The organism is Herbiconiux sp. J20-20, from assembly GCF_057365085.1.
Genome location: NZ_CP195122.1, coordinates 1,198,526 through 1,224,889 on the forward strand (window position 1 = coordinate 1,198,526; position 26,364 = coordinate 1,224,889).

Genomic DNA, 26,364 nt, shown 5'->3' on the forward strand with positions numbered 1-26,364 from the left:
CGGCCTCGATGATGCACGTGAGCATTGCACATCATTCGGACATGCCGAAAATCAGGCGATGAGCTGTGCGTCGCTAGGGTCGTCGGGCTGCGCGGCGGACCGCTCGGGCAGGTTGGCGACGAGCTCGCGCAGCCAGGGCTCGAGCTCGGGCCCCAGATCGTGGCGGTCGAGGGCGAGCCGCACGATCGCCTTGAGGTAGTCGAGGCGGTCGCCGGTGTCGTAGCGCCGGCCGCGGAAGACGACTCCGTAGACTCCGCCGGCCCGCTGCGGTTCGGCGGCGAGCGTCTCGAGCGCATCCGTGAGCTGGATCTCTCCGCCCTTGCCGGGTGCGGTGTGCTCGAGCACGTCGAAGATCGCCGGGTGCAGCACGTAGCGGCCGATGATGGCGAGGTTGGAGGGCGCGGTGCCGGGCGCCGGCTTCTCGACCAGCCCGGTGATGCGCACCACGTCGTCGTGCTCGGTCGCCTCGACGGTGGCCACCCCGTAGAGGTGCGTGGTGGCGGGGTCGACCTCCATCAGCGCGACGACGGTGGCCTGGCGCTCGTGCTGCACGTCGATCATGCGCTCGAGCAGCGGGTCGCGCGCGTCGATGATGTCGTCGCCGAGCAGCACCGCGAACGGCTCGTCGCCGACGTGCGCCTTGGCGCGGTGCACGGCGTGGCCGAGCCCGCGCGGGTCGCCCTGCCGCACGTAGTGCATGTCGGCGAGGCTCGTCGAGTAGCTGACTTTGGCGAGCTTGTCGGTGTCGCCTTTGGCCTGCAACGTGTGCTCGAGCTCGGTGGCGCGGTCGAAGTGGTTCTCGAGCGCGTTCTTGTTGCGCCCGGTGATCATCAGCACGTCGCGGAGCCCCACCGCGACGGCCTCTTCGACGACGTACTGGATCGCCGGCTTGTCGACGACGGGCAGCATCTCTTTGGGCATCGCCTTGGTGGCGGGCAGGAACCGGGTTCCCATTCCCGCCGCGGGGATGACGGCTTTCTGGGCCTTGCGCATCTGTCTTCCTCTGGTTCGGTTCTGTCGTGCGAGCTACTCGCGCAGCGCGCCGACGTGCTGGCGATACCACTCGATGGTGGAGGCGAGCCCCTCGTCGAGCGAGATGCGCGAGCGCCACCCGGCGGCCGCGAGCTTCGAGACGTCGAGCAGCTTCTGCGGCGTGCCGTCGGGCTTGGAGGTGTCCCACTCGGTGGTGCCCTCGAAGCCGACGAGTCGCGCGATCGTCTCGGCGATCTCGCGGATCGACACATCGGTGCCGGTGCCCACGTTGACCTGCTGGGGCCCGTCGTAGTGCTCCAGCAGGTGCAGGCACGCCTCGGCCATGTCGTCGACGTGCAGGAACTCGCGTCGCGGCGTGCCGGTGCCCCAGTTGGTGACGGTGCTCTCGCCCGAGGCGACGGCCTCGTCGTAGCGGCGGATGAGCGCGGGCAGCACGTGCGAGCCTTGCGGCGAGAAGTTGTCGTTCGGCCCGTAGAGGTTGGTCGGCATCGCCGAGATCCACGCCTTGCCGTACTCGCGCCGCGCCGCCTGGATGTGCATGATGCCCGCGATCTTGGCGATCGCGTAGGCGTCGTTGGTGTGCTCCAGATAGCCGGTGTGCAGGGCGTCTTCGGTGATCGGCTGCGGTGCGAGCTTCGGGTAGATGCACGACGAGCCGAGGAACAGCAGCCGTTCCACGTCGTGCGCGAGCGCCGCGTCGATCACGTTGGATTGGATGCGGATGTTGTCGCTCAGGAACTCGACCGGGTAGGTGTTGTTGGCGAGGATCCCGCCCACCTTCGCCGCCGCGAGCACCACGTAGCGCGGCTTCGTCTCGGCGAAGAACGCGAACACGGCGTCGCGATCCTTCAGGTCGAGGTCGGCCGAGGTGCGCCCGACGAGGTCGGTGAACCCTTCGGCCTCCAGCCGGCGCCAGATGGCCGAGCCGACGAGGCCGCGATGCCCGGCCACGTAGAACGTCGCCTCACGGTCGAGCGGCGCCGCCTCGAAGGCGACATCGTCGACGAGACGCGGGCCGTCGGACTCGATCACGCCGCCACCCAGTCGCGCAGGGCCGGAGTGTCGATCCAGAAGCGGCCTTCGTGCGACAGCGACTCGATGTCGGCGTCGACCATGATCTCGGCCAGGCGACGCCCGTCGACGGTCGGCGTCCAGCCGAGCTTGTCGGCCGCCTTGCTCGCGTCGCCGATGAGCGCGTCGACCTCAGTGGGGCGCAGGTAGCGCTCGTCGAACTTGACGAACTCCTGCCACTCGAGCCCGACCCGGCCGAACGACGCCTCGAGGAAGTCCTTGATGGTGTAGCCGACACCGGTGGCGAGCACGAAGTCCTCCGGCTCGTCAGCCTGCAGCATGCGCCACATGCCTTCGACGTATTCGGGGGCGTAGCCCCAGTCGCGCACCGAGTCGAGGTTGCCGAGGTAGAGATCCTTCTGCACCCCCGCCTTGATGCGGGCGACGGCGCGGGTGATCTTGCGGGTGACGAAGGTCTCGCCGCGGCGCGGCGACTCGTGATTGAAGAGGATGCCGTTGGTGGCGAAGATGCCGTAGGCCTCGCGGTAGTTCTTGGTGATCCAGAAGCTGTAGAGCTTGGCGGCGGCGTAGGGCGAGCGCGGGTAGAACGGCGTCGTCTCGCTCTGCGGCGGCGGGGTAGCGCCGTACAGCTCGGAGGAGGAGGCCTGGTAGAAGCGGGTCTCGATGCCCGAGAGGCGCACCGCCTCCAGCAGGCGGATGGTGCCGGTGCCGGTGGTGTCGGCGGTGTGCTCGGGCTCATCGAACGAGACGCGCACGTGCGACTGCGCGGCCAGGTTGTAGACCTCGTCGGGGTCGATCTCGGCCAGCAGCGTCACGAGGCGCGCCCCGTCGCTGAGGTCGCCGTAGTGCAGGAACAGCTTCGCCTCGGGGTCGTGCGGGTCGACGTAGATGTGGTCGATGCGGCTCGTGTTGAAGGTGGAGGCGCGACGGATCAGCCCGTGCACTTCGTAGCCTTTGCTGAGCAGCAGCTCGGCGAGGTACGAGCCGTCTTGGCCCGTGATTCCGGTGATGAGTGCGCGCTTCGTCATGGGTGTTCCTGCCTGGCTCTTTCGGGTGGTCGGGATGACTCGGGTGGTGTCGGTCAATACGCGCCGTCGCGGGCCAGGACGGCCCGGGCGGTGCGCCAGAGGATGGAGAAGTCGCCGGTGAGTGACCAGTTCTCGACGTAGTAGAGGTCGAGGCGCACGGTGTCTTCCCACGAGAGGTTGGAACGACCGCTCACCTGCCAGAGCCCGGTGATGCCGGGTTTGACGAGAAAGCGCCGATGCACGTGCTCTTCGTAGAGCGCGACCTCGCGCTCGAGCGGCGGGCGCGGCCCGACGAGCGACATGTCGCCAGCGAACACGTTGAAGAGCTGCGGCAGTTCGTCGAGGCTGTACCGCCGCAGAAACGCGCCGATCGGGGTGATGCGCGGGTCGTCGCGCATCTTGAACATGACCGTGTTGCCTTCGGCGCGCTGCTGCTGCTGCAGGGCGGCGATGCGCGCCTCGGCGTCGACGACCATCGAGCGGAACTTGAGCATCTGGAAGCGGCGGCCGCCGAGGCCGATGCGCTCTTGCCGGAACAGCACGGCGCCGGGCGTGCTGAGCCGGATCACCATGGCGATGGTGATCAGGAACGGCGACAGGGCGACGATGAGCGCTCCCGACGCGGCGACGTCGAACAGGCGCTTGATGACACGCGCGAAGCCTTCGTAGCGCGGCGTCTCGACGTGCACCAGCGGCAGGCCCGCCACGGGTCGCATGTGAATGCGCGGGCCGCCGATGTCGGTGAGGCTCGGCACGACGACGAGGTGCTGGCGCCCCGGTTCGAGCTCCCAGCTGAGTTCACGGATGCGGCGCGGCGGCAGCTCATCGCTGCTGGTGACGACGACCGTGTCCGCCGAGGTCAGCCGCATCAACGGGAAGACCTCGTCGAGGTCGCCCGACACCGGCAGAGCCGTTCCGGGCAGCCTCTCGAGCGTCGAGCCGGGGATCACCGCGCTCACGACGCGGTAGCCGGCCTGCGGCACGCGGTCGAGTTCGCGCGCGATGGCGATGACCGAGTCGAGCGAGCCGAGCAGCACCACCGCCGACGAGTATTCGCCGCGGGTGCGCACGCTGGCGAGCCACTGTCGCCAGATCCAGCGGCTGGCGACCAGGGTCAGCACGCCGATCGGGAACGCCAGCAGCAGGTAGCTGCGGGCAAGGTCGATGCTGGCGAGAAAGGCGACGATCGCGATCACGCCGAACAGCTGCAGACTCGCGCTGAAGATGCGCCGGTATTCGGTGGCGCCGGTGCCGAGGATGCGCGAGTCGCGGGTGCCGGCGGCGGCCAGGGTGAGCATCCACAGCACGATGAGAATGACCGACACCCAGGTGTAGGCGAGCGAGAGGTTGCGCTCTTCGACGACGGCGACGTGGCCGCCGTCGAGCCCGAATCGCGCCAGCTGGGCGCCGACCACAGCCCAGACGATGACGAGCAGATCGGTCACCGCAAGTCGGGCCGCGTAGCGCGCCGCCCAACTCGCCGCTGCGTGGGGGGTGTGGGTTGGGGCTGCGGGCAGGGGGGCGCCCGAGCCGGGGCCGCCGTGCATACCGTCTCCTCGTGAGGAATTCGAGAGCATCCCTCAGGTGGGCTACATTAGCGACAAATACTCGGCAGATTCGCATCGGAAACGAAGAATTCACATTTCCCCGCGCGCTGCAAGCGAGTCTTGTTCACATCCCCGAAATGTTCCTGGTTCAGACTCATGCTCATGTCCGCTCCCCCTGCGCCTGCCGTTCTCGACGGCCTCGGCATCTGCCTGGTGGGCATCAACTACGCCCCCGACTCAACGGGGATCGCGCCCTACACGACGGCGATGGCGGAGTCGTTTCGCGACGCGGGCGCCGAGGTGCACGTCGTCACCGGCATTCCGCACTATCCGGAGTGGCGGGTCAAAGACCCGGCCTACGGGCGAGGCTCGCGATGGCACGAGGTGATCGACGGCATCCGTGTGACGCGCGTTCGACACCACGTTCCTGCCGTCACCACGCTGGCGGGGCGCGCGCGCATGGAGGCGAGCTTCTTGACGGGGGCGGGCAGCGCGGTACGCCGTGACCGTGCCGACGTGGTGATCGCCGTCACGCCGTCGATCGCCGGCCTTGCCGCCGCCATCGCGGGCCGACGCGGCCGACCGCTCGGCGTGCTGGTGCAGGACCTCACCGGCAATGCCGCGGGCGAGTCGGGGACGACCGGCGGCCGCGCCGCTCGCGCCATCGCCGCCTTCGAGTACGCGCTCGCACGCAAGGCCGACCGGGTCGGCGTGATCACGCCGCAATTCGCCGCCGTGCTCGGCGCGCACGGGGTCTCGACCGACCGGATCGTCGAGCTGCCGAACTTCACCCACATCACCCCCTCAAGCGCCACCGCCGCCGAGGCGCGTGCACGACTCGGCTGGCCCGTGGAGGGGTTTCTGGCGGTGCACACCGGAAACATGGGCATGAAACAGGGGCTCGAGTCGGTGGTGGCTGCCGCGAAGCTCTCGCACGAGCGCGGCAGCGGGGTGACGTTCGTGCTCGTGGGCGACGGCAACCAGCGCGCCGAGCTCGAACGGCTCGCCCGCGATGTGCCAACGCTGCGGTTCGTCGACCCGCTGCCGAGCGACGACTACCCGCTGGCGCTGGCCGCGGCCGATGCGCTGGTGCTCAACGAGCGCCCCGGGGTGAAAGAGATGTCGCTGCCGAGCAAGCTCACCTCGTACACGAGCGCCGGCCGGCCGATCGTCGCCGCGGTGGAGCCGGGCGGCATCACGCACGCCGTGATCTCGGCCGACGACGCCGCGCTGCTGGTGGCTCCCGGAGACGCCGCGCAGCTGCTCGACGCCACGTTGGCGGTCGCGGCAGACACGTCGCGCGCTCACCAGCTCGCAGGGCGCGCGCGCTCAATGCACGAGTCGCGATACTCGGCAGCACAGGCCCGCGCCCGCTATGTTGCTCTCGCCTCCGCGTTGGGGGCCGTCGCATGACGCGAGATCTCGCTGGCTTCACCAGTGCTGGCTACAACAAGGGGCGCAACAAGCTCTGGCAGGCCCTCTGGGTGGCGACGTCGTCGCTCGTGTTCGAACGCACCTGGTGCCCGCCGCGCCTGCGCGTCGCCATTCTGCGTGCGTTCGGCGCGAAGGTCGGCACGGGGGTGCTGATCCGACAGCACGTGCGGGTGCACTGGCCCTGGAAGCTCACGATCGGCGACCACACCTGGATCGGCGTTGACGCCTGGCTGCTCAATCTCGAACCGATCACGATCGGCTCGAACGTATGCATCTCGCAGGGCGCGTTTCTCTGCACGGGTAGCCACGACCACCGCTCTCCGACGTTCGAATTCGACAATGCGCCGATCGTCGTCGAGGACGGCGCGTGGGTCGCTGCGCGAGCGACAGTTCTGCGGGGAGTGGTCATCGGTCGCGATGCGCTCGTCGGGGCGACGGCGCTTGTCACTAGTTCTCTCCCCGCCGGAGCAAAGGCGCTCGCTCCCGTTGCCACCCGAGCCGCGTAAGCCCCCGACAGCTACTTGTGAAATGAGACCCCGCGTGGAGAAGATCGGACTGACCGTCGTCGTCCTCACCAAGAACGAAGAAGCTGGCCTTGCGAAAACGCTCGGCAATCTGACTGACTTCGACCAAGTCGTCGTTATCGACTCGAACAGCACCGACGCAACAGTCGACATAGCGCGCCAGTTCGGCGTCGAAGTCATCAACTTTACCTGGGATGGCCAGTACCCGAAGAAGAAGCAGTGGTCGATAGAGAACTGCGCGCCTCGGCACCCATGGATTCTCTTGCTCGACGCGGACGAATACCCATCTCCATCCTTGATTTCGGAGCTCCGTCAACTCGCACCCACGCTGCAAGCATCCGGTCACGCCGCGTTCGATATCCATCTGAGCTACCGATTCGCCGGAAAGTTCCTGCGACACGGGCACCGCGTCACGAAACGTTCACTTCTCGATCCGACACAGACGGCGTTCCCTGTGATGGACGATCTCGCGGCCCCAGGAATCCGTGAGGTCGAGGGCCACTACCAGCCGGTCGCCAGGGGGCGGCTGGGCGCGTTGAGAGGTCGCCTGCTGCACGACGATCAAGATCCGGTCAGCAGCTGGTTCGATCGCCATAACCGCTATTCGGATTGGGAAGCGCATCTCAGGATGAATGACGAAGCGCGACGCGAAATCGCATCCAAACGCACCGCGAAAGGTGCATTGTTTGACCGAGTCCCTTTCAAGCCGATCTCGTTCTTCATCTACTCGTATTTCTTCAGGCTCGGGTTGCTCGATGGCCGCGCAGGGCTCGACTACGCGATCGCCCTCGCGACCTACTACTGGCAGATCGATTTGAAGGCGCGCGAACTCGGCCGGTTTCGGAGCGAAGTGGCGGGGGCAGCTAGATGAAGCCGGACAGGCGGCAGCGCGCGAGGGCCTCGGCGAACGAGTCGAACGACATGCACGTGACCCACATGCAGTGCGCGCAATCGTCGATCAAGTTCGCGACGGATCCCGCGGGCGAGATCCCAAGGATCGCGTACGCACTGCGACATCAAAACGACGCGCGCCCCGGAGGCGTGTCTTCAGCCCGGTCTTCCAACGCTTTTCGTGTGCTAAAGCATCGGCTGGCCCTGATGGGAGGCGTGTAGCGAATGCCTGCGCGGTTTGCGATGTATTTGGCGGTCCTGCCGGAGTACCGACGCTATTGCATCGATATTCTGGCTTCGACTCTGGGCAAAGATCTCGAAATGTATACCAGCGACGCTCACCTTGACGCGAGCGTCACGACCGGGGTCAACCCCCGCCTCTACAAGCGCACGAAGATGACCCGCCTGCTAGGCGGACGCCTCTACCTCCAGTCCGGGCACTGGCGCGACGCCGCCTCCGCCGGAGTCCTTGTTGTTGACCTCAACCCGCGCAGTCTCGCGGCCTGGGGGTTGTTGTTCACAAGGCGGGTGCTTCGACGACGAACGCTGGTCTGGGGGCATCTGAATCCGCAGTCCGGGGGGTTGTCGCGCACCGCTTCCCTGCGGCGCGTGATGCGGCGACTAGCCTACGGTTTCGTCGCATACTCGTTCAGGGAGGCGGAAGAAGCCGCAGCTTCGATGCCGGATCGACCTGTATGGACGGCGCCGAACGCGCTTTACCCCGCTAGGTATCTTGGCGGGGCCGTATCGTCCCAACGAAACGTCGTGCTCTACGTTGGCCGACTTGCTGCCGCCAAGAAGGTGGACCTTTTGCTTAAGGGATTTGCCATCGCAACGACCTTGCAACCGGGATTGCGCCTTCGAATAGTCGGAGACGGCGCCGAACGAAAAAAACTTGAGGACCTCGCAGAATCGTTGGGTATAGCCAGGAGCGTCGAGTTCTTGGGCTGGATCAGCGAGCCCGACAAGCTCAAGAGGCTGTACGCGGGGGCATTTGTCTCGGCGTCTCCCGGCTTCGCAGGCCTCGGGGTGACGCAAAGCCTTGGTTTCGGTGTACCAATGGTCGTTGCTCGAAACGAACCTCACTCGCCAGAGATCGAGCTGGAGGAAAGCGGGGGGATCTCCTGGTTTCGAAGTAGCGACCCAGACGCAATGGCACGCGCAATTCTCGAGCTGTGGGAGTCCCGCGCTTCGCTCCCCAACTCCACCCTCGTCGAACATGTGCGAAGTAGATACTCCGCAGAATCTATGGCTGTCGGCCTTGTAGACGCATTCGCACGCACGGAAGGATCGGCCGATGGCTCCCCTCGATGAGAACAAGAGAATGACGACGTCAGGTCTCGCCGCGCCGTTGCAAGGCTTAGTTCGAGCGGTGCTGCGCCGTCTCAACGTCCACGAAAATGTCTCCTACGGAAAGAACTTCCGCGTTGGTCGGGGCGTCGTCGTAAGCTCGCCCCACGGCCTCAGCATTGGCAGTCACGTCAGCATCGGCCCCCGCTCCATCGTTCAGGTGAGCGGCACGATTTCAGACCACGTGCTCGTGGGAATGGGCGTGCAGATCGTAGGTAGAGACGATCATGCAGTGCGCGAAGTGGGAATACCTGCCGCACGCTCGACCTGGGTTGCGCACCGCGAGCCAACCGAGCGCGACTTCATTCACATCGGCAGGGATGTCTGGATAGGCGCTTCTTCGGTCATCATGAGCGGGATCAGGATCGGCGAGGGCGCGATTGTCGGCGCGGGCTCGGTTGTGACCCGGGACGTCGAGCCGTTCTCCATCGTTGCTGGCAATCCCGCGAAACCTGTTGGTCGGCGCTTCGAGAGCGTCTCACAGGAGCGGCAGCACTCCGAAGCCCTGGGTGGCTGGTCAGAACTTGCGTGAAGCAACGTGGGTTTGGCTCGATTCCCGAGCGCCGGAGGTCTCCCGCCTTCTCAATACTCGCCCAAGTTACAAAAGCGAGCGGTACGCAAGATCGAGAAGCCGTCGGCTGATCGCATGCCCGAACGCACGACGATCCGACAGGCTGCCTCGACCATCCGAGCCAGAGCTGACCGCCAATTGCCCCCGTAGGCCGAGCCGCCGAAGACGCGCCCGCCAGCAACAACGAAAGCTGGGGCCATGCTCAACATCTTGAGGCGTTTGTTCGTCCGGCGTCAGGTGGCCCTACTCCTCGATCAGGGCGTTTCCAGTGTGAGCAATGTCCTTGTATTGCTGGTATCTGCACGCCTGCTTACACCTGACTTGCTCTCGACGTACTCAGTGCTTCATCTCGCCGTCACCATCGCGTTGGGACTCGTTCGAGCTGGGGTCGCGACGCCCGCGTTGGCATCCCAGCGGGCGGGCGGGCGCAGCGTAATACCGTACCGCTGGGCAGCACTGTTGGCTCCAGCTGGCGCCGCACTGGTGTTTCTGCTCGTCCTCTTGCAGGGGTTCGTCGGACAGTCCGGGGTGACACCGTCCCTCCTCATCGTTGGCGCGATCGCCGCTGGCGTGATCGTCGCGCAGGATCTGCTCCGATATCGGCTGTTCATGCTTGAGCGCGTGCGATCAGCGCTGGTGTCTGACTTGACGTGGCTAGTCGTGACTCTCGGAGGTCTGTTCTTGATATGGCGTGCCCCTGACGCCACCGTCACTATGGTTGTCGTCGCCTGGGGCGCCGGGGCTTCCGCCGCACTCATTCTCGCCCTGCTCTTGGGGCGAACCCGAACACAGGTAGCACCAACGAGTCTGACCGCGACTTGGCGATTGGGCAGATGGTCGGTCACCGAGAACGCCATGGCCGCCTTGGTCGCTCTCTTGCCGCTCTACGTATCGAGCTTGACCGCGGATATTGCTCAGGCGGGAACGTACCGTGTTCTTCAATCGGCGACCGGGCCGCTGAATCTCGTAAACTCGACTCTGGTGGTGGCGTTCGGCCTGAATGCTTGGGCGCTGACCGACTTCCGTGCACTCGCCAATCTCCGGCGAAAGGTGCGGCATTCGTATGCGCTGCTCCTCCCGCTGGCGCTCGGCGTCGTACTGGTCATTGAACCCGTCGCCCTCGTGGTGGCAAAGATTCCGCTCACGCCCGAATCGCTGATACCCGCGGCGGGCGTTGGCATCGCGGCGATTCTCGGTGTCGTGATTAGTCCGCTGCAGGCGGCCGGCCAAGCGCTGGGCTATCAAAAGTATGGGGCGCTCATTCGAGGTATCGCACTCGTGGCGAGCACGGCTATTTCGGCGGCTGCCGTGGCGGGGGCCCCCTGGATTGAGGCGGATCCGATTCTGCCGACGCTTGTGGTGAGCGGGGCAGTCAGCATGGTTGGTTGGACCATCGCCTACAAGCGAGCCCTTCGACGCGAAACTGCTCTGTTTCGCCCAAGCCCGATGACTTGAATCGTTAGGAAGCTGAATGATTGGCGAGGTTTCGAGCAGATGAATGCGGATAGCCACGACTTCCCGATCGGGAGGCAGCCGCGCACACTGCCCGCTCGTCCGTGGCGGAGTAGGACGCCTGCTTCGCTCGAAGCAGGCCACCCCGCTTGCGACAGAACGGAGCGGTTCAGCCGCCGGTGGCGGTGCGCAAACTCGGCGCGAGCTGCCGAACACCCGATTGGCTTTCTCGCACTGCCAGAGGTGCGCTCCGCGACACGGGCGAGCCGAACGCTCTCTACTGCCGGGCCGAAACGATTGGACGCACGGAAGCGCTTCCCCTCGATGTGCGACTTGAGCGGAAATCGCACCCTAGGGTTCTGCCAAAGAAAGACCCCATCCTGCTCAGCTCCTAAGGGCGAAGGCTACCTACCTTGCCACTCCCACGAGTACGTAATCGGACACAGGGGAGCGCAGTAGTGAGCGCGGCGAGCCCGTTGCGGCAGCGCGCTCCAATCCCGCCCCTCGCGGTGTTACTGCTGCTACTGGGTTCGATTCCCGTCATGACAGCATCGTCTGCAGCCGCGCTCCCGCTTGAGTGCGTGCTTGCGATCACCATCAACTATCTCGCATTCGGCGCGACCTGCATTCGACTTCGTCACTCACTCTTGACGCCAACTGTTGCGTTCTGTGGCATCATTTCCGTTTTCGGCATCGCGGGGTTCGCCTTCTACGACGAAATCGCAAGTCGCGGGTACTCTGCGGGATACTTCACAGCAGCCTTGGTGGTTGATGACCCGGAAGTACGAACTCAGGCTCTCACTTGGTTCATGCTCGCCTCGTTCGCGGTCCTGGTCGGTTCGGCCGCGACACGCGGCTCCTTGGCCCGGGAGCTTAGACTCTCGAGTCTTCAAGCGCGCTCAGCAAGCTTCGCCGATCCGCGCGTCGCGATCGGTTTCGCAACGGCGAGCCTGGCGGTCAACCTCGCGGTGCGAGATGTGAACGATCTCCTCGAGCGCTCCTCGTATCACATCGACACGCCGATTGGCGGATTCTTGACGTATCTTCAGCTACCTGCCGCGTTCCTGCTCGGCTACGTCTTCACGCGAAATGGCATGATGGCAAAGATCGCCTCCGTTGCGCTAGTTCTGTCGTTCGTGGCGTTTTCGTTTGCGCTGTCGAGTCGGCTCATCTCTGTGACGATCTTGATGTTCTTTACCGGGATTAGCATGGCGATTCGAAGATTGCGGGCCGTCGTCCTGGTGATCGGAGCGCTGCTCGCGCTTGCACTCATTCCTTTACCGCTATATACGCGCGGCCTTCCAGTTCAAGGTCTCATACCAAACTTGAGCGCACTCGATGGGTTCTCACTGGTGTCGGTGGAATCCATTTGGACAATCCTCGGCAACCTTCTTTCGGCCTTCAACGTTGTGGCGAAGACTGGCGCCGCAAGCCCCATCCCGTGGAGTTCGTTCCTTGAATCGATATTTCCACTGCCTGGATTCGCCGTCGCGGGGAGCTCGGCCACAAGCTTGAGAATCAACTTCGCGATCCCATACGCCGCCCTTGGCGAAATTGCCAACCATGGCGTCGTCTTTTTGCTGCTGGCGTTCGGCGTGATAGGACTCATCGCGGGATTTGTCGAAAGCGCAACTCTGGACTATCGGGCACAAGTAGGGCCGACTGCAGTGACTTTTGTCCCCTTGGGCACCGCCATCTTGTCAGCGTTTCTGTTCGTCCAATACAACTTGTCATCGGCCATGCGATTTCAGTATGTCTTCCTACTGGTTGGCGTGTGGCTATTCGCCGAGTCTCGGCGGCGTGCTCGGCATACTCAGAGAGAGCCGACCGAGTAGCGGCGGGCTACCATGTGCGGGCGAAGCAACTCCGACGTGGCGGGACAGCCCCGACACGGGCAATGAACGGTGGCCGCGGGAGAAGCGAAAGACGCGGGGACTCGCCCGGCCGGACCGATGTGGGTGGTGGCTGCCCAGGCGTCAGCGTGGGCAGTCAAGTTGCCATGAGCCGGTGCACCACGCCCGCAAGAAGGCCAGGCGCCGACAGGTCGCGTTCTAGCGCCCAGTACCTGCGTGCACCACCGCGTCAACCTCGCCGTCAAGCCCGAACGCGTTATGCACGATGCGCATCGCGTCGGCGAGGGTGTCGGCGCGGGTGACGACCGAGATGCGGATCTCAGAGGTCGAGATCATCTCGATGTTGATGCCCGCATCCGACAGCGAGGTGAACAGCTGGGCCGAGACACCCGCACTGGTGCGCATGCCGGCACCGACAACCGAGAGCTTGCCGATCTGGTCGTCGTACTGCAGCGACTCGAAGCCGGCGGCCTCCTGCGCGACGCGCAGCGCGGTAAGCACCTTCTCGCCGTCGGACTTCGGCAGCGTGAACGAGATGTCGGTGACGCCGGTGGCGGCCGCCGACACGTTCTGCACGATCATGTCGATGTTGGCGCCGGTCTGCGCCACGATCGTGAAGATCTCGGCAGCCTTGCCGGGCACGTCGGGCACGCCGACGACGGTGATCTTCGCCTCGCTCAGATCGCCCGCGACTCCCGTGATGATGGGCTCTTCCATCGTCTCTCCTCTATTGCCGTTGACGACCCAGGTGCCCTCGTTGTTGTTGAACGACGAGCGCACGTGCAGCGTGACACCGTGGCGCCGCGCGTACTCGACCGCGCGAATGTACAGAACCTTCGCCCCCGCCGCCGCCAGCTCGAGCATCTCCTCGCTGGTGACGTGCTCGATCTTGTGCGCCTTCGGCACCACCCGCGGGTCGGCCGTGAAGACGCCATCGACGTCGGTGTAGATCTCGCAGACATCCGCCTTCAGCGCCGCCGCCAGCGCCACCGCGGTGGTGTCGGATCCGCCGCGACCCAGCGTCGTGATGTCACGGCTGTCGCGGTTGAAACCCTGGAACCCGGCGACGATCGCGATCGCGCCGTCATCGAGCGCCTCGCGCACCCGGCCCGGGGTCACATCGACGATGCGCGCCGAGCCGTGCCGCGAGTCGGTGATCATGCCGGCCTGGCTGCCCGTGTACGAGCGAGCCTCGTAGCCCATGCTCTTGATCGCCATCGCCAGCAGCGCCATCGAGATGCGCTCCCCTGTGGTGAGCAGCATGTCGAGCTCGCGCGGCTCCGGGATCGGCGCGACCTCGTGCGCCAGGTCGATCAGCTCGTCGGTGGTGTCGCCCATCGCCGACACGGCGACAACGACCTCGTTGCCCGCCTTGCGGGTCTCGACGATGCGCTTGGCCACCCGCTTGATGCTCTCGGCGTCGGCGACGGAAGAACCGCCGTACTTCTGGACGATGAGGCTCACGGGGATTGACTCCTGGATCGCGGGTGCAGACGCACAATTCTAGACGCCCGCGGGAGTCAACCCGAAACCGACGCCCTGCGCCCGTATGCTCGAACCCGCATGACGGCGTGCGCTTCTGCCCCCGCCCCCAGAGGACGATGCCCCGTGACGAGACTCCGCCGCCTGCCGCGCACCGCCCGGATCGCCGTGCGCAGCGCGCTCGCACTGCTCGCCGCACTGGTGCTCGCCGTCGGCGCAGCCGTTGTCGTCTACGTGTTCCCCGGCGATCAGGAGCCGCGGCCCGCCGACGTCGTCTACGTGATCGGCCCACCCACCGATGACCGGATCGCCCTGGCCGAGACGCTGATCGAACAGGGACTTGCCTCGCACCTGATGATCTCCATCGAGCTGGAGGACACAGCCCCGCCCGAGGACACCGGGTGGGAGAAGCCCACGACCCCGGAGTGGGCGGTTGCGGGCAGCCCGGTCGTTCGAGCGGTTGAATTGTGTGACGATCCCGACAGCGGGGTGCTGTGCCGGCAACCCGAGCCGTTCACCACCCAAGGCGAGGCCCAGGATCTCGCCCGTGCGCTGGCCGACAACGAGTGGGACAGCGCGATCGTCATCGCAACGACCCCTCACGTCGCCCGCACGCGACTGCTGTTCGATCGCTGCATCGCCGACGGCGTGCAGGTGCTCGGCGTCGACGACGACATGCCGCTCGGCGCCTGGATCTGGCAGTTCGCCCACCAGACCGGCGGCTTCGTGAAGGCCTTCGCGACACCCGGGTGCTGAACCCCCGAACGCCGACGCTGCACCGCCCATGTGCCCCGAAATGGGGTGAACGAAACGGTCGAATCACGCCGCCGACACAGCCCTCCGGCGCCCGCACGCCGCTAGCGTCGAAGACGTGCAGACGATGACCGTGACGCGAACCCCCAAGCCCGTCCGCCCGCCCAACCGGGCGCCGTGGTGGGCGATCGCACTGCTCGTCGTGATGGCGATTCTGACGTCGGTGCTCGTCGTCATGGCCCTCACCAGCTGAGGCGCCGAAGGCGGCCGTCGACGCGGTCGGCGCTACGCCGGGTTGCTGAGCTCGAGCTTCGCCGCGGTCGATGTCAGGGCGGCCGCGGCCGCCGCCTCGTCATCCGACAGCTTCGAGCCGAGGCTCGGAATCATCGACTGAAGCCCCGGGCGCCAGCCCTCGAAGCGCTCCGGGAAGCAGCGCTCCAGCAGCCCCAGCATGATCGGCACCGCCGTCGAGGCGCCGGGCGACGCGCCCAGCAGGCCCGCGATCGAGCCATCGGATGCCGCCACCACCTCGGTGCCGAGCTGGATCACCGGGGTGCCGTTCGCATCCCGCTTCATGATCTGCACCCGCTGGCCCGCCGTGATCAGGCGCCAGTCGCTGCGCTTCGCCGTGGGGGCGAACTCCTGCAGCACGCGGTGCTTCGCCGCCCGCGAGGCGAGCAGCTCCCCCACCAGGTACTTCACCAGGCCCAGGTTGCGCAGCCCCGCGCCCACCATCGTGCCCAGGTTGTGCCAGCGGATCGAGCCGAACAGATCCCACCAGGTGCCGGTCTTCAAAAACTTGGGGGTGAAGCCCGCATACGGGCCGAACAGCAGGCTCTTGCTGCCATCGACCACCCGGGTGTCGAGGTGCGGCACCGACATCGGCGGCGCCCCCACCGAAGCCTTGCCGTAGACCTTGCCCTGGTGCTTCGCCACCACGCTCGGCTCATCGGTGCGCAAGAACTGGCCGCTGATCGGGAAGCCGCCGTAGCCCCGGATCTCGCGGATGCCCGAGCGCTGCAGCAGCGTCAGCGCTCCCCCGCCGGCGCCCACGAACACGAACCGGGCGTTCAGCTCGAACGCCGTCAGGCCCACCTCGCGGCGACCACGGATGCGCCAGACGTCACCCTTCTTCTTCAACCCCGTCACCCGGTGACTGAGCCGCAGGTCGGCGCCGCGCTTCACCAGGTGATCGATCAGGTCGTGGGTGAGCGCCCCGAAGTCGACATCGGTGCCGGAGGTGATGCGCGTCGCGGCGATCGGCTGCGACTTGGCGCGACCCGGAATCAGCAGCGGGGCCCACTCGCGAATCTGGCGCGCATCCTCGGTGTACTCCAGCCCGGCGAAAAGCGGGTGATCTTTCAGCGCCTCGAAGCGCTTGCGCAGGTAGGAGACGTTCGCCTCGCCCCACACGAAACTGAGGTGCGGCACCGAGTTGATGAAGCGCGCGGGCTCCGGGATGACGCCCTGCTCCACCAGGAAGCTCCAGAACTGGCGCGACACCTGAAACTGCTCGTTGATGTCGATCGCCTTGCTGACATCGACCGAGCCGTCGGGGCGCTCGGGCGAATAGTTCAGCTCGCACAGGGCCGCGTGGCCGGTGCCGGCGTTGTTCCAGGCGTTCGAGCTCTCGAGCGCGACGTCGCCGAGCCCCTCCAGAATCGTGATCGACCAGTCGGGCTCGAGTTCCGAGATGAGGGCACCGAGCGTGGCGCTCATGATGCCGCCACCGATGAGGGCAACGTCAACGGGTTCAGGCACGACATCCATCCTAGAACCCGGGGCCAGGCGCCGCCGTCGGGGGTGGCGTGAAGAACCGGGGATCTTCTTGCGGTGCGCCGACCTAGGCGGGCTGGGCCGCCATCAGCTTCGCGGCCGCCAGCTCCGCCAGCTGAACCGCGTTCAGCGCGGCGCCCTTGCGCAGGTTGTCGTTCGAGATGAACAGCGCAAGACCGCGACCCTCGGGAGCACCCTCGTCGGCGCGGATGCGACCCACCAGGCTCGGGTCGTCGCCGGCCGCGTCGAGCGGGGTCGGCACATCCATCAGCTGAACGCCGGGAGCGCCGTCCAGCAGCTCACGGGCGCGCTCCGGGCTCAGCGGGCGCGCGAACTCGGCGTTGATCGAGAGCGAGTGGCCGGTGAACACCGGCACGCGCACGCAGGTGCCGCTGACGCGCAGCTCCGGCAGTTCGAGGATCTTGCGGCTCTCGTTGCGCAGCTTCTTCTCTTCGTCGGTCTCGTAGAGGCCGTCGTCGACGATGCTGCCGGCGAGCGGCACCACGTTGAAGGCGATGTTCTTGGGGAACTTGTTCGGCGCCGGCAGTTCGACCGCACCGCCGTCGTGCACCAGGCCGATCGCATCCTGCGCGACCGCGGCGGTCGCCTGCTCCAGCAGCTCCTCGCCGCCAGCCAGTCCCGCGCCGCTGACCGCCTGGTACGTGCTGACGATCAGCCGCTCCAGGCCCGCCTCGGCATCCAGCACCTTCATCACCGGCATCGCGGCCATGGTGGTGCAGTTCGGGTTCGCGATGATGCCCTTCACCGCCTGATCCATGGCGTGCGGGTTCACCTCGCTCACCACGAGCGGAACCTCCGGATCCATGCGCCAGGCGCTCGAGTTGTCGATGACGAGCACGCCCGCCTCTGCGAAGCGCGGGGCCTGCACCCGGCTCATCGTGGCGCCGGCGCTGAAGATCGCGATGTCGAGGCCGCTCGGGTCGGCGACCGACGCATCCTCGACCGTGATCGGCTCACCGCGGAAGTCGATCGTCGTGCCGGCGCTGCGGGCGCTGGCGAAGAAGCGGATGCTGGCGATCGGAAAGTCGCGCTCGGCGAGAAGGCGACGCACGACGGCGCCGACCTGACCGGTGGCGCCGACAACGCCGAGGTGGACTCCTGCGGAAGTGCTCATAACGGACGATTCTACGGGCGCGCGGGCGTTGACGCCGCCGCGATCGTGCCAGCGGGGCGCGAGATTACGCCGAGCGTGCGGCGAGGAAGCCCCGGATGAACTCGGCGGTGTCTTCCCAACCCTCCACGGCGACGCACTCGACGCCCATCGCCTTCACCGGGTAGTCGTTGCCGTCCGGGTCGAGGCGGTCGCCGACGAACAGCATGTCGTCGAGCGGAATGCCGGTCAGCTCGGCCAGCTTCGCCATGCCGTAGGCCTTGTCGATGCCGCGGCGGGTGATGTCGACGCTCGTCGACCCGCCCGAGCGCACCTCCAGCTCGGGCAGCAGCTGCTGCACGGCCGCGCGCAGCGCGTTCTTCTTCTCGCCGGACGGATCCCACGCCTTCTTGGCATCGACCGGCGCGGCCTGGCCGAGGGCCGAGAAGGTGATCTGCGAACCGCGATCCTCCAGGATCGGGCCCCAGGTCTCGCTCTCCCAGAAGCCGAGGCGCTTCGCCTCCTGCTCGACGGCGGCAAGCGCCGCGGCCTTCTGCTCGTCGCTCAGGTTCTCGGCGTACTGGGCGACCCAGCCGCCCTCCTGGAACAGGAAGTACTGGGTGCCGCAGGTGGGCATCAGGTGCAGGCGGGCCAGGGCATCCGGGTGATCCAGCGGCAGGTTGTCGACCAGCTGCAGCTCGAACTGGGCGAAGTTGCCGCCCGAGATCACGCACACCTCCACGGCGCCGAGCAGGTCGACGATGAGGGTCGCCATGCGCGGGTCGAGCGGAGACTTCGAGGCCGCAAGCGTGTCGTCGAGGTCGAAGGCGACGAGGCGCGCGGTGGCGGGAGTGGCTGTGGTCACGGGTTCAGATTCTTGCACGCCGGTGTTTCAAGCATGTCTCAGTTCTGGACGAAACGTCGGCCCTCGAAGGCGCGGCCGAGCGTCACCTCGTCGGCGTACTCCAGGTCGCCGCCGACCGGCAGGCCCGAGGCGAGTCGCGACACGCGCAGCCCCGGCTGCGTCTGCAACAGACGGCTGAGGTAGGTCGCGGTGGCTTCCCCCTCCAGGTTCGGGTCGGTCGCGATGATCACCTCGGTGACGGTGCCGTCGGCTAGGCGCGACAGCAGCTGCGCGATGCGCAGATCGTCGGGGCCGATGCCGTCGATCGGGCTGATCGCGCCGCCGAGCACGTGATACAGCCCGCGGAACTCGCGGGTGCGCTCGATCGCCACCACATCCTTCGCCTCCTCGACCACACAGATCGAGGCGGGGCTGCGGCGCGGATCGCGGCAGACCGCGCAGGTGTCGAGCTCGGAGACGTTGCCGCAGATCGAGCAGAAGCGGATCTTCTCGCGGATGTCGGTGAGGATCTGCGCCAGCTTCTGCGTGTCGAAGCTCTCGGTCTGCACGATGTGGAACGCGATGCGCTGCGCCGACTTCGGGCCGATGCCGGGCAGGCGACCGAGCTCGTCGATCAGGTCTTGGATGATGCCTTCGTACATGACTAGCTCCCGGCCGGGTCAGCGGGGGTGCCGCCTGGGGCGTCGCTCGGGGTGTTGGTCGGGGTGTTGCTCGGGGCGGTGCTCGGGGCGGTGCTCGGGGCGGGTGCCTGCGCCGCAGCGGGGGCCTCGGCCGGGGCGAGCGAGTGCTCGCCGATGAAGTTCGCGCCCAGCAGCTCGCGCACCACCGCCTCGCCGTAGCGCTCGCGCGGTGCGGCGGCGCGGGCGGAGGGGTGGGTGGGGGTGTTGGCGGGCTTGGCGGGTTCGGCGGCGCCGGGTTCGGCCGCGGGCTTGGCGGGGGCGGGTTTCGATACGCCGCTGTCGCGGCTACTCAACCCGCTGGAGTTGGTGCCCGCGGGGTCGGGGTTCGATACGCCGCTGTCGCGGGTGCTCGACCCGCTGGAGTCTTGGGATTTCGATACGCCGCTGTCGCGGCTACTCAACCCGCTGGAGTCTTGGGGTTTCGAGGCGGCGCTGGCGGGGGCGCCGGGGATCGACACGACGTTCCAGCCGTCGGCGTCGTCGGGGCGGGGCGGCTCCGCCTCCGGGTCGGGGACGTCGTCGGGCTCGGGCACCGGCTCCGCGCTCGGCGCCGCCGCCTGAGTGTGTCGTTTCTCCGGAGGTTTCGGCGCGGTGCGGGGGGCATCCCCCGTGTTTCCAGGCGCGGCGGGTGAATTCTCCGGAGAAGCGTTACGCTGCGCGGCCGCCGGGGCGGTCGCCTCGACGCGGGGCAGGAACTTGACGCGCACGCCGAGCACCTGCTCGATCGCGACGCGCAGGTGGTCGCTGACGTTGTCGCCCGGCTTCTGCTTGGGGCGGAAGTCGTTCACGTCGTTGTCGCTGCGGAACGAGAGGGTCAGCACCTCGTCGGCGTACGCGCGCGGGGTCGCGGCGAACACCACGAGCCACGAGTTGCGCTTCGCCTTCTTGACTGCCTCGAGGATCTCGGGCCAGGCATCCTTGATCTGCTGGAAGGTGACCGGGCCGACCGGCGCCGCCTTCGCGGGCGCTGCGGCGGCGGGCTCTGCCTTCGCGGGCTCTGCCTTCGCGGGTGCCGCGGCGGCGGGCTCGTCAGTGTGTCGCTTCTCCGGAGTTTTTGGCTCTGCGGGCGCTGCCTTCCCCGAGGTTTCGGGGGCGGGCGGCGAAACCTCCGGAGAAACGTCACGCTGCGCGGGGGCAGCGGGCGCGGCAGCGGGCGCGGGCTGCGCGGCAGCGGGCGCGGGCTGCGCGGCAGCGGCGGGCGCGGCTGGCGCGGCAGCGGGGGCAGCAGCGGGCGCGGCGCCCTCGATGCCGATGCGGCGCTCCAGGCGCTCGACGCGGGCGAGGGCGCCGCGCTCGGCGTCGTCCATCGCGGGAACCAGCAGTCGCGCGGCCAGCAGCTCCAGGTGCAGACGCGGCGAGGTCGCCCCCGACATCTCGCTCAGGGCCGCGTTCACCAGATCGGCGGCGCGCGACAGCTCGGCGGTGCCGAAGGCGGTGGCCTGCACGCGCATCCGCTCCACCTCGTCGGCGGGGATGCCGCGCAGCACCGCGGCGGCGCCCTCACCGGTGGCGGCCACCACGATCAGGTCACGCAGGCGCTCCAGCAGGTCGTCGACGAAACGGCGCGGATCCTGGCCGGTCTGGATGACGCGGTCGATCGCCGCGAACAGCGCGGGAGCGTCGCGGTCGCCGATCGCCTCCACCACCTCGTCGAGCAGGGCGGCGTGGGTGTAGCCGAGCAGCGCGACCGCGCGCTCGTAGTCGACCCGGTCGCCCTCCGAGCCGGCGATCAGCTGGTCGAGCAGCGACAGGGTGTCGCGCACCGAGCCGCCGCCGGCGCGCACCACGAGCGGCAGCACGCCCGCCTCGACCTCGACGCCCTCGGTGCCGCTGAGCTGCTGCACGTAGTCGAGCATCTGCGCGGGCGGCACCAACCGGAACGGGTAGTGGTGGGTGCGGCTGCGAATCGTGCCGATCACCTTGTCGGGCTCGGTCGTCGCGAAGATGAACTTCACGTGCTCCGGCGGCTCTTCCACGATCTTGAGCAGCGCGTTGAAGCCCTGCGGCGTCACCATGTGCGCCTCGTCGAGGATGAAGATCTTGAAGCGGTCGCGCGCGGGGGCGAAGGCGGCGCGCTCGCGCAGGTCGCGGGCGTCGTCGACGCCGTTGTGCGAGGCGGCGTCGATCTCGACGACGTCGAGCGAGCCCGACCCGTCGCGGCTCAGCTCGACGCACGAGGGGCACACGCCGCACGGGGTGTCGGTGGGGCCTTCGGCACAGTTCAGGCAGCGGGCCAGGATGCGCGCGCTGGTGGTCTTGCCGCAGCCGCGCGGACCGCTGAACAGGTAGGCGTGATTCACCCGGTCGGTGCGCAGCGCCGTGCGCAGCGGATCGGTCACCTGCGACTGACCGATGAGCTCGGCAAAGGTCTCGGGCCGGTAGCGGCGATACAGGGCGGTAACCACTCGCCCAGCGTAGTCGGGACCACCGCGACCGGGAGGGCTGAGCGCGGTTCCGACTCCGACAGGCGGGTGGGATAGTATTGCCGCGGCTCCCCGCGTGGCGCCAACCAGGCCAACTCCCCCAGGGCGGAAACGCAGCAAGGGTAACCGGGCTCTGGCGGGTGCGCGGGGAGTCCTGCCAGGAGGATTCGCCTAGTGGCCTATGGCGCACGCTTGGAAAGCGTGTTGGGTGAAAGCCCTCGGGGGTTCGAATCCCCCATCCTCCGCTGCTGAACAACAACAACCACCACGAACTCCGCACCACATCACCTGTGCCGCTCGAAGGGGGGCGTGTGTCGAGCAAGCGCGTCGTCATCTACCCTCGCCGCTCACTGATGCTCACGGCGGTCGTGTCGTTCATCGCCGGCATGGTGCCGATCTTCGGAGTGCTGTACTGGTTCGCCAGCGAGCGCGAGTCGATCGCGCCGGTCTTCGCGGTGCACGCCGTCATCCTCGCCGTCGCCCTCGCGGTGCTGCTGCGCCAGCTTCAGGTGAGCGCCGTCGTCACCGACACCGAGCTGACCGGCAACGGCATCTTCTCGCCGACGATCCGCGTCGACCTCGACGACATCGAAGAGGTGCTGCTCGTCGACACTCACGTCGGGCAGTCGCCGGAGGTCGTCACCCAGATGATCGCGCGCGACATCAACGGCCGCACCCTCTACCGGCTGCGCGGCAACTTCTGGCACGCGCACGACATCGAAGCGCTGATGGCGGCCCTGCCGGTGCCGGTGGTCCGCGTCGCCGGGCCGCTCAGCATGGCCGAGTTCTTCGCCGAGTATCCCGGCAGCGTCTACTGGTTCGAGAACCGGCCCGCCCTGAAGGTCGCCGCGGTGGCCGTGGGTCTTGCCGCGCTCGCCGGCGCCGTGCTGCTCGTGACGAGTGTGCTCGGCTTCGCGATCCCCGGGATGTAGCCGGCCCGCTCAGCGCTTGCGCGTGGAGCCGAAGATCGTGTTGACGAGCACGCGCGCGACCTTGACGCCCGCGTTCACCGTCTGCTTCAGCCGGCGCTCATCGCGGGCTACCTGCTCGCGCGCCCGCTTCGCCTCGGCGCGCTCGGCCGCCTTCGCGCGCTTGTCGGCCGCGCGCTGCGCCTCCTTCATGCGCTTCTCGACCGCCTTCTGCTCGGCGGCGAGCTGACGCTCCAGCGCGGCCGCCGTGGCCGTCGCCTCCGCCTCCGCGGTGCGCGCCTGCTCCGCCTCGGCCGCCTTCGTCGTCAGCTTCTCGCGGGCGGAGCTCGGATCGATCGCGACCCCGTACTTCGTCGTGAGCGGCGAGGCGGCGACCGCGGCCGCGATCACCGACGGGTCGGTCGGGCTCATCGAACCCTGCGGGGCGCGCAGCCGCGTCCAGGCGACGGGCGAGGGGGCGCCCTTCTCGTTCATCACCGTCACGATCGCCTCGCCGGTGGCGAGGTTCGTCAGCACCTCGTCGAGCTCGTAGCCCGAGTTCGGGTAGGTCGAGATGGTCGCGCGCAGCGCCTTCGCGTCGTCGGGGGTGTGCGCGCGGAGCTGGTGCTGCACGCGGCTGCCCAGCTGGGCCAGCACATCCGAGGGCACGTCCTTCGGGGTCTGCGTCACGAAGAAGATGCCGACGCCCTTCGAGCGGATCAGGCGCACCACGCGGGTGACCTGGTCGAGGAAGTCCTTGGAGGCGTCCTTGAACAGCAGGTGCGCCTCGTCGAAGAAGAACACCAGCTTCGGCTGCGGCAGATCGCCCACCTCGGGCAGGGTCGAGTACAGCTCGGCGAGCAGCCACATCAGGAACGTCGAGAACAGGGCCGGCTTGTCGTGCACGCTCGGCACCTCGAGCAGGCTGACGATGCCGCGCCCGTCGGGGCTTTGGCGCATGAACTCGGCGACATCGATCTGCGGCTGACCGAAGAACACATCGGCGCCCTGGTCGGCGAACATGATCAGCTCACGCAGGATCACACCTGCGGTCGCCTTCGACAGACCGCCGAGCTCGGCCAGCTCGGCCTTGCCCTCGGCGCTGACCAGGTGGCTCACCACGGCGCGCAGGTCGGCGAGGTCGACCAGCGGCAGCTCGGACTTCTTCGCGTAGTGAAAGACCAGGCCGAGGCTCGACTCCTGGGTGCTGTTGAGGCCCAGCACCTTGCTCAGCAGCAGCGGTCCGAAGCTGTCGATGCTCGCCCGGATCGGCACGCCCGAGCCGAGCCCGCCGAGGGAGAAGAACTCGGTGGGGCTGGCGACCGGCTCCCAGTCCTGCCCGATGCTTTCGGTGCGCTCCAGCAGCTTCTCGCTCGACGTGCCCTCGCTCGCGATACCCGACAGGTCGCCCTTGATGTCGGCGGCGAACACCGGCACGCCGGCCGCCGACAGCTGCTCGGCCAGCACCTGCAGCGTCTTCGTCTTGCCAGTTCCGGTGGCGCCGGCGACGAGGCCGTGACGGTTGGTCATGGCGATCGGGATGCGCACCGGCACCTTCGCCAGCGCCTCGCCGTTGACGAGGGCGCCCATCTCCAGCGCGGGCGCCTCGAAGGCGTACCCGGCGCGAATGGTCTCGACGGCAGCGTCGTCGAGCGGCCCGCTGTTCTTCGGAGCGTTCATGGCGGTCAGCCTAGCCGCGCCGATCGAACTCAGACCGGGGTGCGCTCCTCCAGGCCCCAGGCCTGGCCGTAGCCGCCCTCGGCCTCGGGCGTCGCCATCAGTTCGAGGAACGGGGCCGCGGGGAAGGCCTCCGGGCCGAGCACGCCGACGCCGGTCCAGACGCCGCAGGCCAGCAGTTCGAGCGCGATCACCGGGTTCAGCGCCGTCTGCCAGACGACGCACTGCGCCTCGTATTCGGCCATCGTCCACTCGTTGTCGCTCACGTGGTAGAGGTACACCGCGCGCGGAGCGCCGTCCTTCCCGGTGCCCGTGACGTAGACGCCGGCGCAGGTCTTGCCGGTCATCCGCGGTCCGATGCTCGCCGGGTCGGGAAGGGCCGCCGCCACCACGTCGCGCGGGGCGACCTCGACCGGGCCGTCGGCGCTGCGCACCCGCAGCGGTGTCGTCTTGTCGAGCCCGAGCAGGTGCAGCGTCTTCAGCACGCCGATGAACTCGTCGCCGAGCCCGTACTTGAAGGTGACCCGCTTCGCGTCGAGCCAGCGCGGCATCAGCAGCACCTCTTCGTGCTCGACGTTCACGCACTCGACCGGGCCGATGCCCTCCGGGAACTCGAACACCTCCGGCTCGCTGAACGGCGCCGTCGTGTACCAGCCGGCGTCCTTCTCCCACACCACCGGCGGGTTCAGGCACTCCTCGATGGTCGTCCAGATCGAGAAGCTCGGGGCGAAGATCTCGTTGCCCGCCTCGTCGCGCACCACCAGGTTGGCGCCGTCGCGGGTGCCCAGCTCGTCGATCTCGTCGAACAGCTCGTCGCTCGCGTAGCGGGCGAACACGTCACTGAGGCCCGGCTCGACGCCCATGCCGACGAGCGCCAGCTGCCCGGCCTTCTCCCAGTCGGGCGACTGCGCGAACTGGTCGTCGCCGAGCTTCACGTGGGTGAGCGAATACGGCTCCTCCGGATGCGGCTCCGACAGGCTCATCGCCATGTCGAGATAGCCGGCCCCCGCGGCGAGCGCGCCCGCGAAGATGGTGGGCACGAACTTCGGCTCCACCGCATTCATCACGTGCGTGACGCCGTGCTCGCGCGCCAGGTCGGCCACCGAGTCGGGGCTCGAGGCGTCAACGTGGGCCGCCGTGAAGCGCGCAGCGACGTCGGCGCCGTGCTTCTCAGTGATCCAGGCGATGGTGCGCTCGGCGCGGCTCTGGTCGTAGTCGCTGACCACGAGCAGTTCGAAAAAGTCACGTCGCGCCGCGATCTTGGCGATCGCATCGCCGACACCGCCCGCGCCGACCAGCAGGATCCTCATGGGCCGACGCTATCGCGCGGGGCCGCGCCTCGGGAAGAGCGGCGGCCTACGGTTAGCGACGGCGTCGCTCCTCGCGCTGCAGTCTCGGGGCCCAGAGCGCCCACACGAACACCGCGACCCCCGCCCCGACGACCGCGCCCGCGAGCGTGTCGGTGAGCCAGTGCACGCCGAGGTAGGTGCGCGCGAACGCCATCGCCACCACCCAGATCGCGCCCGCGATCCCCACGCTCCAGCGCCGCACCAGCAGCGTGAGCAGCACCGCCATCGTGGCCGCGTTCGCGACATGCCCCGAGGGGAACGACGCCGACTCGAGCTGCAGCAGCGCCTCGAGCGGGCGATCGCGATCGGCCAGCAGCTTGACCGCCTGCACCACGAGCGCGCTCGCCGCCGACGCCGTCACGAAGGTGAGGGCGGCGATCGGACGGCGTTCGACGAGAAACGCGATCGCGAGCGCCAGCGGAATGACGAGCACCCCCGCCCAGCCCCCGCCGAGGAAGTCGAGCAGCCGCGCCGGCAGCTCGAACCACGGCCCCGGGTTCTCGCGCAGCTCGTCGACCCAGGCCAGGTCGAGGGCGCTCGGCCCGACCAGCACGCGCAGCGCGAACAGCCCGCCGACCGCCACAATCATGAGCACCGCGGCGGCGCTCGCGATCAGCGTCGCGCCGCGCCGTGAGATGCGTCGACGACGGGAGGAGGTCATCCCC

The 26,364-nt window shown here is 67.8% G+C and carries 23 protein-coding genes, 1 tRNA gene and 1 other RNA gene; 12 read left to right on the forward strand and 13 right to left on the reverse strand.

Annotated elements, in window-relative coordinates; translation table 11 throughout:
- Nucleotides 1–51: 51 nt before the first annotated feature.
- From galU to ACR3ZA_RS05795, 4 genes are read right to left on the reverse strand one after another with little or no spacing between them, the layout of a single operon-like run.
- Nucleotides 52–993 carry a UTP--glucose-1-phosphate uridylyltransferase GalU gene (gene galU / locus ACR3ZA_RS05780; protein ID WP_473661023.1) on the reverse strand — a complete coding sequence of 314 codons (942 nt, stop codon included), beginning with the start codon at nt 991–993 and terminating at the stop codon, nt 52–54.
- A 33-nt stretch (nt 994–1,026) separates the two neighbouring features.
- The gene (locus ACR3ZA_RS05785) at nt 1,027–2,025 is read right to left on the reverse strand and encodes an NAD-dependent epimerase/dehydratase family protein (RefSeq protein WP_473661025.1); all 999 of its coding nucleotides are present in this window, start codon (nt 2,023–2,025) and stop codon (nt 1,027–1,029) included.
- A complete protein-coding gene (gmd, locus tag ACR3ZA_RS05790) occupies nt 2,022–3,053 on the reverse strand; it encodes a GDP-mannose 4,6-dehydratase (protein WP_473661027.1) in 1,032 nt (343 codons plus the stop codon). The genes ACR3ZA_RS05785 and gmd overlap by 4 nt, the downstream gene beginning before the upstream one ends.
- A gap of 53 nt (nt 3,054–3,106) precedes the next feature.
- Nucleotides 3,107–4,600 carry an exopolysaccharide biosynthesis polyprenyl glycosylphosphotransferase gene (locus ACR3ZA_RS05795; protein ID WP_473661029.1) on the reverse strand — a complete coding sequence of 498 codons (1,494 nt, stop codon included), beginning with the start codon at nt 4,598–4,600 and terminating at the stop codon, nt 3,107–3,109.
- Nucleotides 4,601–4,762: 162 nt separating this feature from the next.
- On the opposite strand from ACR3ZA_RS05795, the gene ACR3ZA_RS05800 reads away from it, so the two are divergent.
- The 7 genes from ACR3ZA_RS05800 (at nt 4,763) to ACR3ZA_RS05830 (ending at nt 12,657) form a co-directional block, all read left to right on the forward strand.
- Nucleotides 4,763–6,013: a glycosyltransferase gene (locus ACR3ZA_RS05800; RefSeq protein ID WP_473661031.1), complete on the forward strand. Its 1,251-nt coding sequence runs from the start codon at nt 4,763–4,765 to the stop codon at nt 6,011–6,013.
- Nucleotides 6,010–6,540 carry a WcaF family extracellular polysaccharide biosynthesis acetyltransferase gene (locus ACR3ZA_RS05805; protein ID WP_473661033.1) on the forward strand — a complete coding sequence of 177 codons (531 nt, stop codon included), beginning with the start codon at nt 6,010–6,012 and terminating at the stop codon, nt 6,538–6,540. Before ACR3ZA_RS05800 ends, ACR3ZA_RS05805 begins: the two co-directional genes overlap by 4 nt.
- Before the next feature lie 34 nt (nt 6,541–6,574).
- Complete coding sequence (locus tag ACR3ZA_RS05810) at nt 6,575–7,429, forward strand: glycosyltransferase (RefSeq protein ID WP_473661035.1); 855 nt, start codon at nt 6,575–6,577, stop codon at nt 7,427–7,429.
- A 245-nt stretch (nt 7,430–7,674) separates the two neighbouring features.
- Entirely contained in the window at nt 7,675–8,763 is a 1,089-nt protein-coding gene (locus ACR3ZA_RS05815) for a glycosyltransferase (protein ID WP_473661037.1), read from the forward strand.
- On the forward strand, nt 8,747–9,331 hold the full coding sequence (locus ACR3ZA_RS05820) for a DapH/DapD/GlmU-related protein (RefSeq protein WP_473661039.1): 585 nt from the start codon (nt 8,747–8,749) through the stop codon (nt 9,329–9,331). Before ACR3ZA_RS05815 ends, ACR3ZA_RS05820 begins: the two co-directional genes overlap by 17 nt.
- A 237-nt stretch (nt 9,332–9,568) precedes the next feature.
- Nucleotides 9,569–10,825 (forward strand): MATE family efflux transporter, encoded by a 1,257-nt coding sequence (locus ACR3ZA_RS05825; RefSeq protein ID WP_473661041.1) that lies wholly within the window; start codon nt 9,569–9,571, stop codon nt 10,823–10,825.
- Nucleotides 10,826–11,364: 539 nt separating this feature from the next.
- A complete protein-coding gene (locus tag ACR3ZA_RS05830; RefSeq protein ID WP_473661043.1) occupies nt 11,365–12,657 on the forward strand; it encodes a hypothetical protein in 1,293 nt (430 codons plus the stop codon).
- Nucleotides 12,658–12,873: 216 nt separating this feature from the next.
- On the opposite strand, the gene ACR3ZA_RS05835 is transcribed toward ACR3ZA_RS05830, so the two are convergent.
- Complete coding sequence (locus ACR3ZA_RS05835; protein ID WP_473661045.1) at nt 12,874–14,139, reverse strand: aspartate kinase; 1,266 nt, start codon at nt 14,137–14,139, stop codon at nt 12,874–12,876.
- Between the two features lie 144 nt (nt 14,140–14,283).
- Between ACR3ZA_RS05835 and ACR3ZA_RS05840 the strand changes: the two genes are divergently transcribed.
- Nucleotides 14,284–14,913: a YdcF family protein gene (locus ACR3ZA_RS05840; RefSeq protein WP_473661047.1), complete on the forward strand. Its 630-nt coding sequence runs from the start codon at nt 14,284–14,286 to the stop codon at nt 14,911–14,913.
- Between the two features lie 115 nt (nt 14,914–15,028).
- Entirely contained in the window at nt 15,029–15,163 is a 135-nt protein-coding gene (locus ACR3ZA_RS05845; protein ID WP_473661049.1) for a hypothetical protein, read from the forward strand.
- Between the two features lie 32 nt (nt 15,164–15,195).
- Here the strand turns inward: ACR3ZA_RS05845 and ACR3ZA_RS05850 are convergent, their stop codons facing one another.
- The 5 genes from ACR3ZA_RS05850 to ACR3ZA_RS05870 form a co-directional block, all read right to left on the reverse strand.
- Entirely contained in the window at nt 15,196–16,680 is a 1,485-nt protein-coding gene (locus ACR3ZA_RS05850; RefSeq protein WP_473661051.1) for a malate:quinone oxidoreductase, read from the reverse strand.
- A gap of 73 nt (nt 16,681–16,753) precedes the next feature.
- Nucleotides 16,754–17,821, reverse strand: a complete 1,068-nt coding sequence (locus ACR3ZA_RS05855; protein WP_473661053.1) for an aspartate-semialdehyde dehydrogenase — start codon at nt 17,819–17,821, stop codon at nt 16,754–16,756.
- A gap of 64 nt (nt 17,822–17,885) precedes the next feature.
- Complete coding sequence (locus ACR3ZA_RS05860) at nt 17,886–18,662, reverse strand: HAD-IIB family hydrolase (RefSeq protein ID WP_473661055.1); 777 nt, start codon at nt 18,660–18,662, stop codon at nt 17,886–17,888.
- Between the two features lie 38 nt (nt 18,663–18,700).
- Nucleotides 18,701–19,303, reverse strand: a complete 603-nt coding sequence (recR, locus tag ACR3ZA_RS05865; protein ID WP_473661057.1) for a recombination mediator RecR — start codon at nt 19,301–19,303, stop codon at nt 18,701–18,703.
- A gap of 2 nt (nt 19,304–19,305) precedes the next feature.
- Complete coding sequence (locus ACR3ZA_RS05870) at nt 19,306–21,747, reverse strand: DNA polymerase III subunit gamma and tau (protein WP_473661059.1); 2,442 nt, start codon at nt 21,745–21,747, stop codon at nt 19,306–19,308.
- A gap of 81 nt (nt 21,748–21,828) precedes the next feature.
- Here ACR3ZA_RS05870 and ffs point away from each other — a divergent pair.
- From ffs to ACR3ZA_RS05885, 3 genes are all read left to right on the forward strand, one after another.
- Nucleotides 21,829–21,925: signal recognition particle sRNA small type (ffs, locus tag ACR3ZA_RS05875), an RNA gene on the forward strand.
- Nucleotides 21,926–22,010, forward strand: a tRNA-Ser gene (locus ACR3ZA_RS05880).
- A 108-nt stretch (nt 22,011–22,118) separates the two neighbouring features.
- Nucleotides 22,119–22,697 carry a hypothetical protein gene (locus tag ACR3ZA_RS05885; protein WP_486179544.1) on the forward strand — a complete coding sequence of 193 codons (579 nt, stop codon included), beginning with the start codon at nt 22,119–22,121 and terminating at the stop codon, nt 22,695–22,697.
- 9 nt (nt 22,698–22,706) lie between these two features.
- Here the strand turns inward: ACR3ZA_RS05885 and ACR3ZA_RS05890 are convergent, their stop codons facing one another.
- From ACR3ZA_RS05890 to ACR3ZA_RS05900, 3 genes are read right to left on the reverse strand one after another with little or no spacing between them, the layout of a single operon-like run.
- Nucleotides 22,707–24,353 (reverse strand): helicase HerA-like domain-containing protein, encoded by a 1,647-nt coding sequence (locus ACR3ZA_RS05890; protein WP_473661064.1) that lies wholly within the window; start codon nt 24,351–24,353, stop codon nt 22,707–22,709.
- A gap of 29 nt (nt 24,354–24,382) precedes the next feature.
- The gene (locus ACR3ZA_RS05895) at nt 24,383–25,660 is read right to left on the reverse strand and encodes a saccharopine dehydrogenase C-terminal domain-containing protein (protein ID WP_473661066.1); all 1,278 of its coding nucleotides are present in this window, start codon (nt 25,658–25,660) and stop codon (nt 24,383–24,385) included.
- Nucleotides 25,661–25,712: 52 nt separating this feature from the next.
- On the reverse strand, nt 25,713–26,360 hold the full coding sequence (locus tag ACR3ZA_RS05900; RefSeq protein WP_473661068.1) for a phosphatase PAP2 family protein: 648 nt from the start codon (nt 26,358–26,360) through the stop codon (nt 25,713–25,715).
- Nucleotides 26,361–26,364 lie beyond the last annotated feature (4 nt).